We start from the raw sequence: 16,690 nt of genomic DNA, 5'->3' as shown, positions 1-16,690 counted from the left end.
GGCATGAGGCGGCGAAGGGCGTTTTCAAAGGCGGGCGGGGTGATACCATCGCCGCTCTGAAGCGCGTGCCGGAGCCCCTCAATGCCGTTACATCGTCTGGACAGTCTGTCGGCTATCAACGCCCCTGAATGGGATGCACTGGTCCCGACGTCCCACCCTTTTTTGCGTCATGCCTTTCTCAGCGCGCTTGAAGACAGTGGCAGCCTGAACCCGCAGTCCGGCTGGCAGCCCGAGCACCTGTTGCATTACGCGCACGGCACTTTGCAGGCGGCATTGCCCAGTTATCGCAAATGGCATTCCTATGGCGAGTACGTGTTCGATCACGAGTGGGCCAACGCCTGTGAACGGGCGGGGATCGAGTACTACCCCAAGCTGTTGACTGCCGTGCCTTTCAGCCCCGTGAGCGGCCCGCGTCTTTTGGCTGCCAGCGCCGAGCAAGGGCGTGAGTTGCTGGCGGCGTTGCCGGGCTATCTGGAGCTTGAAGGGTTGTCCAGTGCGCACATCAATTTTACCGATGCGCTGGCAGACAGCGCGTTGGCGGAGCAAGCCGGCTGGTTGCAACGCCTGGGCTGCCAGTTCCATTGGCAAAACCGCGGGTATCGCGACTTTCAGGACTTTCTCGACACGCTCAGCTCGCGCAAGCGCAAACAAATGCGCAAGGAACGCGAGCAGGTCGCCGCGCAGGGTTTTACGTTCGAGTGGCTGGAAGGTCGTCAGGTGAGCGAGGCGCAGTGGGATTTTGTCTACGCCTGCTATGCGCACACCTACGCCGTGCGTCGACAGACGCCGTATTTGACCCGCGCATTTTTCAGCCTGTTGGCCGAGCGCATGCCCGAGGCCATTCGCGTGGTATTGGCCAAGCAGGGCGCTTCACCGGTGGCCATGGCGTTCAGTCTGTTGGGAGGCGATAGCCTGTATGGCCGCTACTGGGGCTGCCTGGCCGAGTTCGATCGCCTGCACTTCGAAACGTGTTTTTACCAGGGGATGGAGTACGCCATCGCCCACGGTATTCAGCGCTTCGATGCGGGGGCCCAGGGTGAGCACAAGTTGATCCGCGGCTTTGAGCCGGTCATCACACGTTCCTGGCATTACCTGCGGCACCCGGGCCTGAAAGCCGCGGTCAGCGATTTTCTGGAACGCGAGCGCGAAGGCGTGCTGGCGTATGCGGAACAAGCGAGGTCGGCGCTGCCTTATCGGCAGGCCTGAGCCTCGCCGTGTTGCACCTCAGTTGTCGGTCTTGCCCAGCCAGCGATAGGTCAGCCCGCCGATGGCCGCGCCCACCAGTGGCACCACCCAGAACATCCACAGCTGTTGGATCGCCCAGCCGCCGACGATCAGCGCCGGCCCGGTGCTGCGGGCCGGATTGACCGAGGTGTTGGTCACCGGTATTGAGATCAGGTGAATCAGCGTAAGTGCCAGGCCAATGGCAATGGGGGCCAATCCGGGCGGTGCGCGTTTATCGGTGGCGCCCATGATGATCAGGATAAACATGGCGCTCATGACCAATTCGCACACCAGCCCGGCGATCATTGAATAGCCTCCGGGTGAGTGTTCGCCATAGCCGTTGGCGGCCAGCCCGCTGACGGCCAGATCGAAACCCGGTTTGCCGCTGGCGATGAAGTACAGCACGCTGGCCGCAATGATCCCGCCAATGACCTGGGCCACCATGTAGGCGGGCAACTCCCTGGCCGGGAAGCGTCCGCCCACCCACAACCCGAAGGATACGGCGGGGTTGAGGTGGCAGCCGGAGATATGGCCGATGGCGAAGGCCATTGTCAGTACTGTCAGACCAAATGCCAGCGCCACGCCGAGCAATCCGATGCCGACATCGGGGAAAGCAGCGGCGAGTACCGCGCTGCCACACCCGCCAAGGACTAACCAGAAAGTGCCGATCAACTCTGTGATGGAGCGTTTGAACAGGTTCATGTCAGGGTCCTGGATAGATGGCTTGATCTATCAGTGATCACTCGGTGCATCCTGCATGTTTGACGACAGAATTCCTCCGAATCCTTTTTTCATTACAGCAGGCGGCAGCGGATTTTCCATTGCCCAAAAAAAAGCCAGAGCCCTTTAAAACCGGGCGCTGGCGATGTGTTTCAGGGGGTTTACAGGAGCGGTTGGTTTGGATCAGTCGATGCCGACAAATCCCCCCGTTTGATGTTGCCAAAGCCGTGCGTACAAACCGCCGTGGGCGAGCAACTCGGCATGGGTGCCGCTTTCTGCGATGCGGCCTTTGTCCAGCACCACCAAACGGTCCATGCGGGCGATGGTGGATAGCCGGTGGGCAATGGCGATCACGGTTTTGCCTTGCATCAGGGTTTCAAGGCTTTCCTGAATGGCCGCTTCAACCTCGGAGTCCAGCGCTGAGGTGGCTTCGTCCATGATCAGGATGGGCGCGTTTTTCAGCAGCACCCGCGCAATGGCTATCCGCTGGCGCTGGCCGCCTGACAATTTGACCCCGCGTTCGCCCACATGGGCGTCAAAGCCGGTGCGGCCCTGGGCGTCGGACAGCAGCGGGATGAACTCGTCGGCTCGCGCTTTGTGCGCGGCAGCCCACAACGCGTCGTCGGTGGCATCCGGTTTGCCATACAGCAAGTTGTCGCGAATGGAGCGGTGCAGCAACGAAGTGTCCTGAGTAATCATGCCGATTTGTTCACGCAGGCTTTCCTGCGTCACTTCGGCAATGTTCTGATCGTCGATCAGGATGCGTCCGCCTTGCAGGTCATACAAGCGCAGCAACAGGTTGACCAGCGTTGACTTGCCCGCGCCAGAAGGGCCGATCAGGCCGATTTTTTCGCCAGGTTTGATGGTCAGGTTCAGGTCGCTGATGATCCCGCTGCGTTTGCCATAGTGGAAATCCACATGCTCAAAGCGCACTTCGCCGCGCGTGACGGTGAGGCGGGGCGCATTTTCGCGGTCGGTGACGGCCAACGGCTGAGCAATGGTTTGCAGGCCGTCCTGAACCATCCCGATGTTCTCGAAGATGCCGTTGACCACCCACATGATCCAGCCGGACATGTTGACGATGCGAATCACCAGGCCCGTGGCCAGGGCAATGGCGCCGACGCTGATCAGCGACTGACTCCACAACCACAAGGCCATGCCGCTGGTAGTGACGATCAGCAGGCCGTTCATGGCGGTTATGGTGACGTCCATGCTGGTCACGACACGGCTGGCCAGTTGAGTTTTTTCGGTTTGCTCGACGATGGCTTCGCGCGCGTACTCTTGTTCGAAGTGGGTGTGGGCAAACAATTTGAGGGTGGTGATGTTGGTGTAGCCATCGACGATGCGGCCCATCAGTTTGGAGCGCGCGTCGGAGGACACCACCGAGCGCTCCTTGACCCTGGGTACGAAGTAATAGAGCGCGCCGATATACAGCCCGATCCAGGTCAGCAGTGGAATCATCAGGCGCCAGTCCGCCTCGGCAAACAGCACCAGCGAGCTGATGGCGTAGATCAGCACATGCCAGAGCGCGTCGACGGCTTGCACCAATGAGTCGCGCAACGAGTTGCCGGTTTGCATGATGCGTTGGGCGATGCGCCCGGCGAAATCGTTCTGGAAGAAGTTCAGGCTCTGCCTGAGCACGTAGTTGTGGTTCTGCCAGCGGATCATGCTGGTCATGCCGGGGCTCAGGGTTTGATGCACCAGCAAGTCGTGCAGGCCGAAAAAAACTGGACGAATGATCAGCGCAACCACGGCCATCCAGATCAGCTCGGTGCTGTGGACCCTGAAAAAATCAGTGTTGGGCGTGCCTTGGGCCAGGTCGATCAAGGTACTCAGGTAGCTGAACAGGGAAACTTCAATCAGCGCCGCCACCAGCCCGATCACCAGCAAGGCGGCAAAAATCGGCCAGACCTGACGCAGGTAATACAGATAAAACGCCCAGACCGTCGAGGGGGGCGCCGGGGTGGGCGGTTCGCGGAAGATATCGATCAGTTTTTCGAAGCGGCGATAAAGCATGGGCACTGACGCCCGCAGCGCGGGCTCTCCTTTCGTGGTGTGACCACTGACCCGATGAACACGCAAGGACTCAAACGTGCGAGCTGTTCCGGCAGGTGTAACAGCTCGCAGGTTTGGCAGCAGCTACGTTCAGGGGGAGCGGTCTACGCTTCCTGCAAGGCTCAATCGGTCAATCAATGCGCTTGGCAGATTTGATAACGACCGGGTCGATGGGCACGTTTTGCATGCCTTGTTTGGTGGTGGTTTGCGAGTTGACGATTTGGTCCACAACGTCCATGCCACTGACCACCTTCGCGAACACGGCGTAACCGGCATCGCGGCCCGGGTCAAGGAACGCGTTATCGGCCACGTTGATAAAGAACTGGCTGGTGGCGGAATTCGGGTTGGAGGTGCGTGCCATCGACAGCGTGCCGCGCACGTTGTGCAGGCCGTTGCTGGCTTCATTCTTGATCGGGTCGCGGGTCGGCTTTTGCACCATCTGGGCCGTAAAACCGCCGCCTTGCGCCATAAATCCTGGAATCACGCGGTGGAAAATGGTGTTGGTGTAAAAGCCGCTGTCGACGTATGCCAGAAAATTCTTGCTGCTGATCGGGGCCTTGACCGGGTCCAGCTCAATTTCGATTTTGCCGAAGCTGGTATCCAACAGCACATGGGGCGCCTTGGCCGATGCAGGCGTCGCTGCCATCAGGTTGGCGGCAAACAGCAGGGCGCCAGCGGCGAGGGCAATTTTTTTAAGCATGGGTGTGTGATCCTGAAAAAGTGGGGTGACGGTTGAAGGTCACGCAGACAGCAAAGCAGATGTCGCGAGTGTTGGACAGGATATGCCCGAATCCGGTTCCTGCCCACCGCTGTCATGCTTGCAAGGGCGCTGCAAAGGCGGCGTCCAGTGGGGCCGTGTCGAAGGTGCGTAACAACTCGACAAGAATTTGCGTCGCAGGCCCCAGCGGTTTGTCTTTGTTGGAATACAGGTAAAACACCGGGTGACGGTTGCCGCCTTGATGAAGGGGCAAGGGTTTAAGCACGCCTTCGTTGATTTCCCGCTCAATCATGTGCCGTGGCAGCCAGGCAAAGCCCAGTCCGCTGCCGACAAACGCCGCCGCGGTGGCCAGGCTGCCGACGGTCCAGCGCTGTTCAGCCCCCAACCAGCCCATGTCGCGGGGTTGCTGGCGTCCCGAGTCGCGGATTACCACTTGCAGTTGGCTTTCCAGGTCCTGAAATTGCAACTCGCGCTGCAAGCGATGCAACGGATGGTCGGGATGGGCCACGGCCACAAACTCCACCGCGCTCAGTTCGGTGCCCAGGTAACCCGGAATGTTGAAGCTGCTGATGGCCAGATCGGCCACGCCTTCGAGCAACACTTCTTCAACCCCGGACAAGACCTCTTCGCGCAACCGCACCCGGCAGCCGCGGCTCTGCGGCATGAAGGCGGCCAAAGCACGGACCAGGCGTGCGTTGGGGTAGGCGGCATCCACGACCAGGCGTACCTCTGCTTCCCAGCCTTGCTCCATGTGGTGGGCGAGGTCTTCGAGCTGGCTGGCTTGTTTGACCAGTTGCCGGGAGCGGCGCAACAACACGCCGCCAGCCTCCGTGAGCACGGCTTTGCGCCCATCGATGCGCAGCAGTGGCACGCCGAGCTGGTCCTGCATGCGGGCCACGGTGTAACTGACTGACGATTGCGAGCGGTGCAGCACTTCGGCGGCCTGTGCAAAGCCGCCATGGTCGACCACCGCTTGCAAGGTGCGCCATTGGTCAAGGGTCACGCGGGGCGCTTTCACGATGAGTACCTCTGAGAATGAATAGATGACTGCGCTGGTAGCCACGTTGGGCCAAGGCACGTGGGCCTGATGTTCGCACCGGCACAACGATTAATAAACAACTTTATAGATAGGTTGTAGCAGGTATTTGCGCTTTTTCATCGAAGCTGTGGCCTTTAACCTTCACTCCATCGCCTTACAGCATTTAGAGATGGAGCCTACCTATCATGTCCCGTGTTCTGATCATCGAAAGCAGTGCCCGCCAGCAGGATTCCTTTTCCCGTCAACTGACCCGGCAGTTCATCAGCCAATGGCAAGCGGCGCATCCAGCTGACCTGATCACGGTCCGCGATGTGGCGCGTAACCCGGTTCCGCACCTGGATGCCAACCTGTTGGGTGGCTGGATGAAGCCTGAAGCGCAACGCAGCGAGGCGGAACAGGCATCGTTGCAGCGCTCCAACGAACTGACCGATGAATTGCTGGCCGCCGACGTGCTGGTCATGGCCGCACCGATGTACAACTTCGCCATTCCCAGCACCCTCAAAGCCTGGTTGGATCACGTGTTGCGGGCGGGTGTGACGTTCAAATACACCGACACCGGGCCGCAAGGGCTGCTAACCGGCAAAAAAGCATACGTGTTGACGGCACGGGGCGGCCTATACGCGGGTAGCACCACGGACCACCAAGAACCCTACCTGCGTCAGGTGATGGCGTTTATCGGGATCCACGATGTGGCCTTTATCCACGCAGAGGGTATGAATTTGGGTGGTGACTTCCAGGAAAAAGGATTGAACCAAGCCAGATCCCGGATTTCAGAGATTGCATGACGCCTTAATCGGCAGGTAATCGCCAGCGGGCTTAATCGCTTCATTGCTCCTTCAAGCATGCGGTTCGCGCATCGAACCTCCCTTTGCACTTTGCTTCTGAGTGCTCCAGCCCGATCAGCTTTTTAGCTGTATCGGGTTTTTTTTGCCCGGGATTTCGCTGCCGGTGGAAAACCGCTAAGGTCGCCCTCATTCCGTTGGGCGGCAGGCGAAAAGTAATGGGCTATTTATTGATTGTTACGCTGATACAGGCGTTTTCCTTCAGCCTGATTGGCGAGTATCTGGCGGGGCATGTCGACAGTTACTTTGCAGTGCTGGTACGGGTGGTGCTGGCGGGGCTGGTGTTTATCCCCTTAACCCGCTGGCGCGCGGTTGAGCCGGGCTTTATGCGCGGCATGCTGTTGATCGGCGCGTTGCAGTTCGGCATCACCTATGTCTGCCTGTATTTGAGTTTTCGCGTCCTGACCGTGCCGGAAGTGTTGCTGTTTACCATTTTGACGCCGTTGCACGTGACGCTGATTGAAGACGCGCTCAATCGCCGCTTCAACCCGTGGGCGCTGGTGGCGGCACTGGTGGCCGTGAGCGGTGCGGCGGTCATTCGTTTTGACAGCATCAGCCCGGACTTTTTCAAAGGCTTCCTGCTGCTGCAACTGGCCAACTTTACTTACGCCGCCGGGCAGGTGATGTACAAGCATTTGGTGGCGCGTTACCCCAGCGATTTGCCGCACTACCGGCGTTTCGGTTATTTCTACCTGGGCGCACTGGCCGTGGTGTTGCCAGCTTTCCTGCTGTTCGGCAAGGCCCACTTTCTGCCCGACGCGCGGTTGCAGTGGGGTGTGCTGCTGTTTCTGGGCTTGGTATCCACCGCGCTGGGCATGTACTGGTGGAACAAGGGCGCTTGCCTGGTCAGCGGGGGCACGCTGGCGGTGATGAACAATCTGCATGTGCCGGTGGGCTTGTTGCTCAACCTGTTGATCTGGAATCAGCACGAGCCGCTGGGGCGGCTGTTTTTGGGTGGATTAGTGATACTCGTCGCCGTGTGGATCAGTCGCCTCGACCGCAGGCCAGTGAGCAGCTAAGGTCACGGTGACTATCCAGCATCCAGAGGAGAGCAGGGATGACCGTCAGAGTGTTGATATTGCCCGGGCTACTTGATTCAGGCCCCGATCATTGGCAATCCCATTGGGAACAGCGTTTCAGCGGCTTGAAGCGCGTTAAACAGACCGACTGGCAGACGCCATCCTGTGACGACTGGGTGCAGCGGTTGCATGAAAAGGTCACCGCCAGCCCGCGCCCGGTGGCGCTGGTGGCCCACAGCCTGGCCTGTACCCTGATTGCCCGCTGGGCACACGAACACCCGGAGGCGGCCAAGCAGGTGAGAGGCGCGTTGCTGGTGGCGCCCAGCGATACCGAAGCGGACAGTTACCCGTCAGGCACCCGGGGGTTTACCCCCATGCCCCTGAACAAGCTGCCGTTTGAGTCCATCACCGTTGCCAGCACGGACGATCCTTTTGTTGCGCTTGAACGGGCACAGGCCTTTAGCGAGGCGTGGGGCAGCAAAAGGTTGGAGACATTGGACAATGCGGGGCATATCAATGCCGACAGTGGCCTGGGGTATTGGCCGCAAGGGGTGGGGTTATTGTTTGAGTTGACGGGCGATCCGCAATTCAAAACGGCAGCCGGGCACTGACAGTCCCCGCCGTGCAGGAGCACCCGCTGGCAGCTCCTGCACGCCCGCACAAGGCGATCAGTCGTCGGCGTTGGCCGCTTCAGCCACCACTAGGGGCGTTTTGAGCTTGTTCAGCAGCCCGTTGCGCAAGTCATTGCCGCTCGGTTGCTGATACACGCTGAGGCCGAACTCCGGCATCACCGACAGCAAATAGTCAAAAATATCGCCCTGGATTTGCTCGTATTCGTCCCACACCGTGGTGCGGGTGAAGCAGTACACTTCCAACGGCACGCCCTGAGCGGTGGTCTGCATCTGGCGCACCATGCAGGTCATGTTCGGCTGAATCTCGGCATGGCTTTTCAGGTAAGCCAGGGCGTAGGCGCGGAACGTACCGATGTTGGTCATGCGTCGACGGTTGGCTGACAGCTCGGCGACGTTGCCCTGGGCCTCGTTCCAGCTCTTGAGTTCGGCTTTTTTACGCGTCAGGTAGTCGCGCAACAAACGCACTTGCTCCAGCCGCTGCTCTTGTTCATCGGTGAGAAAACCGATTTCGGCTGCATCGATAAACAGGCTGCGTTTGATCCGGCGCCCACCGGACTGCTGCATGCCGCGCCAGTTTTTAAACGACTCGGACATCAGGCGCCAGGTCGGAATCGAGACGATGGTTTTGTCGAAGTTCTGCACCTTGACCGTGTGCAGGGTGATGTCGATGACATCGCCGTCGGCACCCACTTGCGGCATTTCGATCCAGTCGCCCACGCGCAGCAGGTCGTTACTGGTCAACTGCACACTGGCGACAAACGACAGCAGGGTGTCTTTATAGACCAGCAAAATGACCGCAGACATCGCCCCCAGGCCCGAGAGCAGCAGCATTGGCGAGCGGTCGATCAGGGTGGCGACGATGATGATTGCCGAAAACACATACAGCAGCATTTTGGTCAGCTGCACATAGCCCTTGATCGGGCGGGTCTTGGCGTAGTTGGTGCGCGAGTAAATATCGAGCATCGCGTCCAGCAGTGCGCTGATGACCCGCGTCAGGACGAAAATGGTAATGGCCAGCGCCAGGTTGCCGAGAAAGTGGCGACCGTTGTCGCTCATGTCCGGCACCAGATTGCGCCCGAACTGCACCATCAGCGATGGCGTCAGTTGTGCCAGTCGGTGGAACACCTTGTGTTCGCGCAAGTCGTTGATCCAGTGCAGCGCCGGTTGGCGAGCGAGGATCTTGGTCACGCGCAAAATGAGGATGCGTGCAATGTGGCCGGCGATCAGCGCGATGCTCACCAGTACGATCAGGCCGAGCAGTGCCGACAGCCAGGGATGATCGTCAAGGTTGGCCCAAAGGGTCTGGAACTGAACCCAGAGTTGTTGAATATCCATAAGCGAAAACGTTACCCCAAAAGTAAATGGCTCATGGATTAGAGCATTTACCGGCGCTTTATGGGCTGACGTGGGACTAAAGACCCTAAAAAAGCAGTTGTTTCACACCGTTGGTGCAAAGAAACTCGGCCTGAGCGCTCGAAACCGTTACTCTATGCCGCTGATTTTTTGCATTTCTTCGAGGTAGCACCCGTGTTTTCCGATTTCGCCCTGCACGAACGCCTGCTTAAAGCTGTGGCCGAGCTTAAATTTGTCGAGCCTACGCCTGTGCAAGCAGCGGCCATTCCGCTCGCGCTCGAAGGGCGTGACCTGCGGGTAACAGCTCAGACCGGGAGTGGCAAGACCGCCGCTTTCGTCCTGCCGATCCTGAACCGCCTGATCGGCCCGGCCAAAATCCGCGTCAGCATCAAAGCCCTGATCCTGCTGCCGACCCGCGAGCTGGCACAGCAAACGCTGAAAGAAGTGGAGCGTTTTTCGCAGTTCACGTTCATCAAATCCGGCCTGATCACCGGGGGTGAAGACTTCAAGGTTCAGGCGGCCATGTTGCGCAAGGTGCCGGATATCCTGATCGGTACGCCGGGTCGTCTGCTGGAGCAACTGAACGCGGGCAATCTGGACCTCAAGGAAGTTGAAGTGCTGGTGCTCGACGAAGCCGACCGCATGCTCGACATGGGGTTCTCCGAAGACGTCCAGCGTCTGGTGGACGAATGCCCTAACCGCCAGCAGACCATGCTGTTCTCGGCCACCACCGGTGGTTCGGGCCTGCGTGACATGATTGGCAAGGTGCTGACCAACCCCGAGCACTTGCAGCTCAACCAGGTCAGCCAGTTGAACGCCACCACGCGTCAGCAGATCATCACCGCCGACCACAACCAGCATAAAGAGCAGATCGTTAACTGGTTGCTGGCGAACGAGACGTATCAGAAGGCCATAGTTTTCACCAATACCCGTGCCATGGCCGACCGTATCTACGGCCGTCTGGTGGCGCAGGAGTACAAGGCGTTTGTCTTGCACGGTGAGAAAGACCAGAAAGACCGCAAGCTGGCCATTGACCGCCTCAAGCAGGGCGGCGTGAAGATCCTGGTGGCGACCGATGTGGCAGCCCGTGGTCTGGACGTTGAAGGCCTGGACCTGGTGATCAACTTCGACATGCCGCGCAGCGGCGACGAATACGTGCACCGTATCGGCCGTACCGGCCGTGCAGGTAACGATGGCCTGGCGATCTCGCTGATCTGCCACGGTGACTGGAACCTGATGTCCAGCATCGAACGCTACCTGAAGCAAACCTTTGAGCGTCGCACCATCAAGGAAGTCAAAGGCACGTACGGCGGACCGAAAAAGGTTAAGGCCTCGGGCAAAGCGGTCGGCGTGAAAAAGAAAAAGACCGACGCCAAAGGCGACAAGAAGAAATCAGGCGCCAAGGCGCCTACCAAGCGCAAGATCGCCAATCGCCCGAAGACCGACGCCCTGTCGCTGGTCAGCAAGGACGGTATGGCGCCGCTCAAGCGTCGCAAGCCAGAAGCGCCGGCAGCGGAATAATCCGCCCCGCAAGCGCTGTCAAAAAAACCCGGCCCAGGCCGGGTTTTTTTGCGCCTGTAAAACTGCGTCTGAACGTCTGTGGGGTTTGTCAGTCACTACTCATGAAGGATCTTTTATCCCACCGTACGGAGAGTGAAGCTGATGACCACTTATAACTGGACACTGATTGAGCGTCTTCTGCATGAAGTGCAAAACGGTGCTGGCGAGCCGTTCGCGCCGCGTCAGTATGCAGAGGATTACGCTGTTGAAATGGCTAATGAAGCCCAAAAACTAGGCAGTCTCGATGATTTGAAGAAATTGGCCTCGGATTATGAAGCCTTGTTGTTGAAGCAGGGCTACATCGAGCCGCGTCCCGAAGACGAAGGCGGCACGGGTGAAAATTTTGTCCTGACGGAACGTGGATCTCGCCTGCTATGCATGATCGACAGCTCAAATCCGGGCAGCGAGCACCCGATACAGGTGTTGAATGAGCAAGTGGATCCCCTTGATCCCGAGACCTTCGATAGCGTCGCCGCCAAGCCCCAAATTGCTTGAGTCACCTTGCGTTTAATGCGGGTTCAGTAAAACGCGCGCTCGGCCTTGAGGGTGACCAGTCCGTCACATTGCGCGTTTTGCCCCGAATAGGCCGAGCATTGCGTGCCGTCCAGGTTGGAGTCGCTGTAGATCAGGTTGAGGTCGATGCCCATAAAGGGGCGTGAGAACTTGATGGACCAGTCATTGAAGGCGCGCACGCTGCCGCCCTCGACAATCGATACCGGGGTGCCGAGCTGGTGGGTGGTGTATTTCATGCTCACGCCAATGCCGAAGGGCTGATTGACGCCCAGGTCGGCAAACAGGGTGGTGTCCTGTCGATCCGGGTCATTGCTGAAGGCCGCGCCGAAGCGAGTGCCCAGCATGGTCAGCCCGGCATAGAACTGCTGGCTGTCGAGGGGGCTGAGTGCGGGGTAGCTGTAGTGAATCATCCCCAGTTCATAGCTCAGGGTCTGATCGAACGGGTGCTTGTAGCCCATGTAAGTGTCGACTTCGAGGTTGGTGCCGGGCTTGATGCCCATGGTCGGCGCCCATTGGCCGACGTACCAGCCGCTGTCGTGGGTCAGGTCCAGGCCGCCGTGGAAGGTGGAACCGGCACTGGTGGGTTTGACCAGGCCCTGTGCCATGCTGCGGCTGGGTTGAGTGGCCAGTTTGAGGTCGAAATCCCCTAGCTCGCGGGAGAAAACGTGTGCATCAACTAACGTACTGGTCAACAGGATGCTGGCCAGTAGGAATGCCCGGGTGAGCATGGGTCCCTCCTGTATGGGCTCAGAGGCTTGATCTAGAGGCCTTAGAGGATACGGGTACGCGTCGGCCACAGGGTGCCGTTGGTCGATTTTTCGAAGATGGGGCGAAGCAGGGGAGAATGGCTCGGTAGTCCTAGCGCTTTGTGGGCAAAGCGCAAGAGGACCAGGTCATGCGAGGGGTATTACTTTTTGCCGAGCGTGATCTGCTTGGACGGGCCGAACGTTTGACCGCTGACGCCTTTATCAATTTGCTGAATTTCGCCACCGGACTTCAGGAAGGCGGCAATTTGTGCATTGATAGAATCACTGGTTTCAACAGCAGGAGCTGGCTTTGCTTTGCTGGCGGATGCTTTTACACGCATGGCGGCTATTGACCTGTAGAAAATAACTTGGCCAGCGATAATACCTGAAAGGCTTGACAATTGCTTGTTAAATATCGGCGTAAAATAATTATCAGCGCCGCTGATAATTATCGCGAACGGCTTATTAACCCGCTAACTCGCTGTTTTAATTCATAACAGTCGGGCATTTTTTAGCCTTGGGTTGCCACCGTGGAGTGGCTGCGCACTGACGAGCGGCAGCCGGAAATACCCGCACATGCCGCTAAATCAGGCGTGGCGCAGATTTTTTCAGGCCTGGACGGTGCCGCTTCGGTGTGCCCGCCCAAACTCGGGTAGAATGCCGCCCACGTAATGAGGGTATTGGACATGGCTTTAATCGGTCGCTACAACAGTTTGCAAGTGGTTAAACACACTCACTTTGGTTTGTATCTCGATGGCGGGGCTGACGGGGAAATCCTGTTACCCAATCGTTATATTCCCAAAGATATTCCCAGTGAAGATGAAGATTGGCTCAACGTATTTGTTTATTTAGACAGCGATGACAAGTTAATTGCCACCACTGAAAAACCAAAAGTTCAGGTGGGTGAATTCGCCAGTCTTAAAGTGGTGGAAGTTAATAGCATCGGCGTTTTCCTGGATTGGGGCTTGCCCAAGGATTTGCTGCTGCCGTATTCGGAAGAAAAACGCCAGATGAAGGCGGGCGAATACGTGGTGGTGCATGTCTATCTGGACAAACACACCCGGCGTATTACGGCCACTGCGCGTCTGGATCGCTACCTGGATAAAACCCCTGCCAACTATCAGGTGGGTCAGGAAGTCGACTTGCTGGTGGCTGAAGCCACTGACATGGGTTTCAAGGCAGTGATCAACAACAAGCACTGGGGCTTGATTCACAAGAATGAAATCTTCAAGTTCATGCGTGCAGGCAAGCAAGAGAAAGGCTTCATCAAAGAGATTCGCGCCGATGGCAAGATCAGCCTCAGCTTGCAGCCCGTCGGTCAAGAAGCCGCCAGCAGCCTGAATTCCAAGATCCTCGGCAAGTTGCGTGAACATGATGGCGTGCTCCCGGTGAGCGACAAGAGTGCCCCCGAGTTGATCAGCAGCCTGTTTGGTGTGAGCAAGGGCAACTTCAAGAAAGCCATCGGTTCGTTGTACAAGGAAGGCAAGATTACGATCCACCCGGACCGTATCGAATTGATCTGATCCACCTGCCAAGAGGGCTGTCGAGATGAGGAAAAGTGTGTGGGCGTACAGCGGCGTATTACTGGCTTTTCTGATTCTCGACGGCCTTTGGTTGGGTGTGCTCATGAGCTCCACCTATAAAGAGCTGTTCGGCCCCCTGATGCTGGCATCTCCTAATTGGGGGCCGGCAGCCGTGTTTTACTTGTTGTATGTGGCGGGCGTGGTGTTTTTTGTCGTGCGCCCGGCGCTGGCCCAGGGCAGTGCGCGCAGGGCGGCGGTCACCGGCGCGTTTTTCGGGTTGATCGCCTACGGCACCTATGACATGACCAACTGGGCCACCCTCAATGGCTGGTCGGCGCAGTTGGCGTTGATGGACATGGCCTGGGGGACGCTGTTGACCTGCCTGGCCTCACTTTCAGGTTATTGGACTGCCCGCAAAATGGCCGCGTGATGCACACGTGGTGGCCCGATGCGTTTGTTGATGGATCCAGGGTGTTGATATGAGTGTTTCGCGGCGGCCTACGGATTCGTTTGCCTTGCAAGTGATGCTGGGCCTTTGTTTGATCTGGGGCGTGCAGCAAGTGGTCATCAAAATGGCCGCTCCCGATATTGCGCCCGTGATGCAGGCGGCCGCCCGCTCGGGCATTGCGGCATTGCTGGTGGGTGTGCTGATCTGCTGCAAAGGCGGCTGGAGCCAGGTGCCTTCCACGTGGCGCGCCGGTTTGCTGGCCGGCAGCTTGTTCGGTCTGGAGTTTTTCTTCATTGCCGAAGGTCTGCAATTGACCAGCGCTGCGCATATGTCGGTCTTCCTTTACACCGCCCCTATCTTTACTGCCCTGGGTGTCAACTGGCTGTTGCCCAGTGAGCGCTTGCGCCCGTTGCAGTGGCTGGGGATCTTCCTCGCGTTCCTCGGCATCGTGTTTGCTTTCGCGGGCGGCGTGTCGTTGGCCGACATGGACCGCAACATGCTGCTGGGCGATGCCTGCGGGATTTTGGCCGGCATGGCCTGGGGTGCGACGACGGTGGTGGTGCGGGGCTCGCGACTGTCTGAAGCACCGGTCACCCTGACGCTGTTTTACCAATTGATGGTCGGCTTTGTCGGGTTGTTGGTGATCGCGGCAGCCAGTGGCCAGATCAGCCACGTCAGCCTCAGCACCGTGGCGGTGGCCAGTGTGCTGTTTCAAGGGCTGGTGGTGTCGTTTTTCAGCTATTTGGTGTGGTTCTGGATGCTCAAACGTTATCTGGCGTCCAACCTGGCGGTGTTCTCGTTCATGACCCCACTGTTTGGCGTGACCTTTGGCGTGCTGGTGCTCGACGAACCGCTGAGTTTCAATTTTGTCGTGGGTGCCATTCTGGTGCTGTTCGGTATCACATTCGTCAGTGCTGAGCAGTGGTTGCGTCGGCGTCTGCGCACGCTGCTGGGCCATTGACCGATGGCATCGCCGGCTGCGGAGTCGGTGGCTGCAACATGGCGTAATGCCTTCAGTGCAACTTGCTGCCCCTGCATGAGTCAGAGTGGGGCGAGATTAGCCTAAAGTTCATTGACTTCGGGCAAGCATTGCGTAGGACTTAGGACTATTATCTGTACGAAGCGACCAAAGATTGAAGGTCGCCGTTGTCACCCCAAGGGGGATCTATGAAAGACAAACTGCAAAGCTGGCTCCATGACGTGGGCGTAGCGCTCGGCCTGATTGAGCCGCCGCTGCAACCGGTGCCGATTCCTGTCGACGAACCGCGTCGCCGCCCGCAACGCCGCCGCTAAGCTCACGCCTGCGCTCGACGCAGGGGTTGGCTGTCTTGAAAAACGGGAGCGACCTCCGTTGTCGCACCCGCTGCCGTTGGTATTGAGCCAAACACATTCGTCACCTTGCTTCGGATACCGGGGGCAGGGCGACCGTAGGCTGACCCGTACGAATTCCACCCCGATAACGACCAGGCCGTAGCCGATCGGCGTATTGGCATGCAGGCCCTCCTTGTAATAAACACCCGCGCTGTAATAAAACCCAGGCTCATGTGGCTGATGGCGCATGCACCGCTGGCCTGTTTCCTGTAAAAAGCGCCGAGTAACGGCGCCCGCGATTCACCCGATCCACGATCTGCTGAATGCACAGCGCTATCCATCCTGAAGAGTTTTTGCCCCATGTCCCGAGCCCAATGCCCTCGTTGCTTGCGCCCCCAATCCCACTGTCTGTGCGAACTGATCCCACAGCTGGACAGCCGCACTCGGGTCTTGCTGTTGCAGCACCCGAGCGAAGTCAACCATGCCCTCAACACGGCACGCCTGGCCGCGCTGGGGCTGAAAAACGCCGAGCTGCGGGTCGGTGAAACATTTGACGATCTGGACGTGCTGCTCAACCCGCCGGGTTATCAGGCGCGGCTGTTATTCCCGGGGGACGATGCGCAGTTGATCGAAACGCCATCGTCTTCAGAGGACAGTCAGCCGTGGTTACTGGTGGTGCCGGACGGCACGTGGCGCAAAGCGCGCAAGCTGCTGCACCTCAACCCGCTGTTGGCGCAACTGCCGCGGGTGACGCTGGCGCCAGGGGCTGTGTCGCGGTATCGCTTGCGCAAGGCACCGGGGCCAGGGGCGCTGTCCACGCTGGAAGCCATTGTGCAAACCCTGGACATTCTTGAAGCTCCCCACTCTTTCACACCCCTGCTGCGCCCGTTTGAAGCCTTGATCGAGGGGCAGATTGCCGCCATGGGCCACGACACCTTCCAGCGTAACCATGGGCAGACTTAATCAGGTGCGGTCGAGGGCGAGGGC

General features: G+C 58.6%; 19 protein-coding genes. 11 read left to right on the top strand and 8 right to left on the bottom strand.

Going from position 1 to position 16,690, the window contains the following annotated elements; translation table 11 throughout:
• The first annotated feature begins 81 nt into the window (after positions 1–81).
• Positions 82–1,206: a GNAT family N-acetyltransferase gene (locus BKD70_RS18320; RefSeq protein WP_047276071.1), complete on the top strand. Its 1,125-nt coding sequence runs from the start codon at positions 82–84 to the stop codon at positions 1,204–1,206.
• An 18-nt stretch (positions 1,207–1,224) separates the two neighbouring features.
• Here BKD70_RS18320 and aqpZ read toward each other — a convergent pair whose 3' ends face one another.
• The 4 genes from aqpZ to BKD70_RS18300 form a co-directional block, all read right to left on the bottom strand.
• Positions 1,225–1,926, bottom strand: coding sequence for an aquaporin Z (aqpZ, locus tag BKD70_RS18315; protein ID WP_047276069.1), 702 nt, complete (start codon positions 1,924–1,926; stop codon positions 1,225–1,227).
• Between the two features lie 201 nt (positions 1,927–2,127).
• On the bottom strand, positions 2,128–3,960 hold the full coding sequence (locus tag BKD70_RS18310; protein WP_047276067.1) for an ABC transporter ATP-binding protein: 1,833 nt from the start codon (positions 3,958–3,960) through the stop codon (positions 2,128–2,130).
• A 169-nt stretch (positions 3,961–4,129) separates the two neighbouring features.
• A complete protein-coding gene (locus tag BKD70_RS18305) occupies positions 4,130–4,699 on the bottom strand; it encodes a peptidylprolyl isomerase (protein WP_047276065.1) in 570 nt (189 codons plus the stop codon).
• A gap of 112 nt (positions 4,700–4,811) precedes the next feature.
• The gene (locus BKD70_RS18300; RefSeq protein ID WP_047276063.1) at positions 4,812–5,735 is read right to left on the bottom strand and encodes a LysR family transcriptional regulator; all 924 of its coding nucleotides are present in this window, start codon (positions 5,733–5,735) and stop codon (positions 4,812–4,814) included.
• 206 nt (positions 5,736–5,941) lie between these two features.
• Between BKD70_RS18300 and BKD70_RS18295 the strand changes: the two genes are divergently transcribed.
• From BKD70_RS18295 to BKD70_RS18285, 3 genes are all read left to right on the top strand, one after another.
• Positions 5,942–6,541, top strand: a complete 600-nt coding sequence (locus BKD70_RS18295) for an FMN-dependent NADH-azoreductase (protein ID WP_047276061.1) — start codon at positions 5,942–5,944, stop codon at positions 6,539–6,541.
• Between the two features lie 215 nt (positions 6,542–6,756).
• A complete protein-coding gene (locus tag BKD70_RS18290; protein ID WP_047276059.1) occupies positions 6,757–7,617 on the top strand; it encodes a carboxylate/amino acid/amine transporter in 861 nt (286 codons plus the stop codon).
• Positions 7,618–7,655: 38 nt separating this feature from the next.
• Entirely contained in the window at positions 7,656–8,228 is a 573-nt protein-coding gene (locus BKD70_RS18285; RefSeq protein ID WP_047276057.1) for an alpha/beta hydrolase, read from the top strand.
• Between the two features lie 57 nt (positions 8,229–8,285).
• On the opposite strand, the gene BKD70_RS18280 is transcribed toward BKD70_RS18285, so the two are convergent.
• Positions 8,286–9,584 (bottom strand): mechanosensitive ion channel family protein, encoded by a 1,299-nt coding sequence (locus BKD70_RS18280; protein ID WP_047276055.1) that lies wholly within the window; start codon positions 9,582–9,584, stop codon positions 8,286–8,288.
• Between the two features lie 192 nt (positions 9,585–9,776).
• Between BKD70_RS18280 and BKD70_RS18275 the strand changes: the two genes are divergently transcribed.
• Both BKD70_RS18275 and BKD70_RS18270 read left to right on the top strand, forming a co-directional pair.
• A complete protein-coding gene (locus BKD70_RS18275; RefSeq protein WP_047276053.1) occupies positions 9,777–11,123 on the top strand; it encodes a DEAD/DEAH box helicase in 1,347 nt (448 codons plus the stop codon).
• Positions 11,124–11,264: 141 nt separating this feature from the next.
• Entirely contained in the window at positions 11,265–11,657 is a 393-nt protein-coding gene (locus BKD70_RS18270) for a hypothetical protein (protein ID WP_047276051.1), read from the top strand.
• Between the two features lie 23 nt (positions 11,658–11,680).
• On the opposite strand, the gene BKD70_RS18265 is transcribed toward BKD70_RS18270, so the two are convergent.
• The 3 genes from BKD70_RS18265 to BKD70_RS25090 form a co-directional block, all read right to left on the bottom strand.
• The gene (locus tag BKD70_RS18265; RefSeq protein WP_047276049.1) at positions 11,681–12,403 is read right to left on the bottom strand and encodes a TorF family putative porin; all 723 of its coding nucleotides are present in this window, start codon (positions 12,401–12,403) and stop codon (positions 11,681–11,683) included.
• Positions 12,404–12,582: 179 nt separating this feature from the next.
• Positions 12,583–12,762, bottom strand: a complete 180-nt coding sequence (locus BKD70_RS18260; RefSeq protein ID WP_019410559.1) for a hypothetical protein — start codon at positions 12,760–12,762, stop codon at positions 12,583–12,585.
• 170 nt (positions 12,763–12,932) lie between these two features.
• On the bottom strand, positions 12,933–13,109 hold the full coding sequence (locus tag BKD70_RS25090; RefSeq protein ID WP_169859521.1) for a hypothetical protein: 177 nt from the start codon (positions 13,107–13,109) through the stop codon (positions 12,933–12,935).
• Between BKD70_RS25090 and BKD70_RS18255 the strand changes: the two genes are divergently transcribed.
• The 5 genes from BKD70_RS18255 (at position 13,108) to BKD70_RS18240 (ending at position 16,666) form a co-directional block, all read left to right on the top strand.
• Positions 13,108–13,944, top strand: coding sequence for a S1 RNA-binding domain-containing protein (locus BKD70_RS18255; RefSeq protein WP_047276046.1), 837 nt, complete (start codon positions 13,108–13,110; stop codon positions 13,942–13,944). The two genes, BKD70_RS25090 and BKD70_RS18255, sit on opposite strands and share 2 nt — an antisense overlap.
• Positions 13,945–13,969: 25 nt before the next feature.
• Entirely contained in the window at positions 13,970–14,374 is a 405-nt protein-coding gene (locus BKD70_RS18250) for a DUF2177 family protein (protein WP_047276044.1), read from the top strand.
• Between the two features lie 49 nt (positions 14,375–14,423).
• Entirely contained in the window at positions 14,424–15,353 is a 930-nt protein-coding gene (locus BKD70_RS18245; RefSeq protein ID WP_047276042.1) for a DMT family transporter, read from the top strand.
• A 206-nt stretch (positions 15,354–15,559) separates the two neighbouring features.
• A complete protein-coding gene (locus BKD70_RS25450; RefSeq protein WP_256542973.1) occupies positions 15,560–15,685 on the top strand; it encodes a PA1414 family protein in 126 nt (41 codons plus the stop codon).
• A gap of 378 nt (positions 15,686–16,063) precedes the next feature.
• A complete protein-coding gene (locus BKD70_RS18240; RefSeq protein WP_047276041.1) occupies positions 16,064–16,666 on the top strand; it encodes a tRNA-uridine aminocarboxypropyltransferase in 603 nt (200 codons plus the stop codon).
• Positions 16,667–16,690: the final 24 nt, after the last annotated feature.

The organism is Pseudomonas sp. BS-2016, assembly GCF_001806145.1.
Classification (GTDB): Bacteria; Pseudomonadota; Gammaproteobacteria; order Pseudomonadales; family Pseudomonadaceae; genus Aquipseudomonas; species Aquipseudomonas lundensis.
Note: the sequence above shows the minus strand (reverse complement) of the source record. Positions and strands in the feature narration are given on the sequence as shown.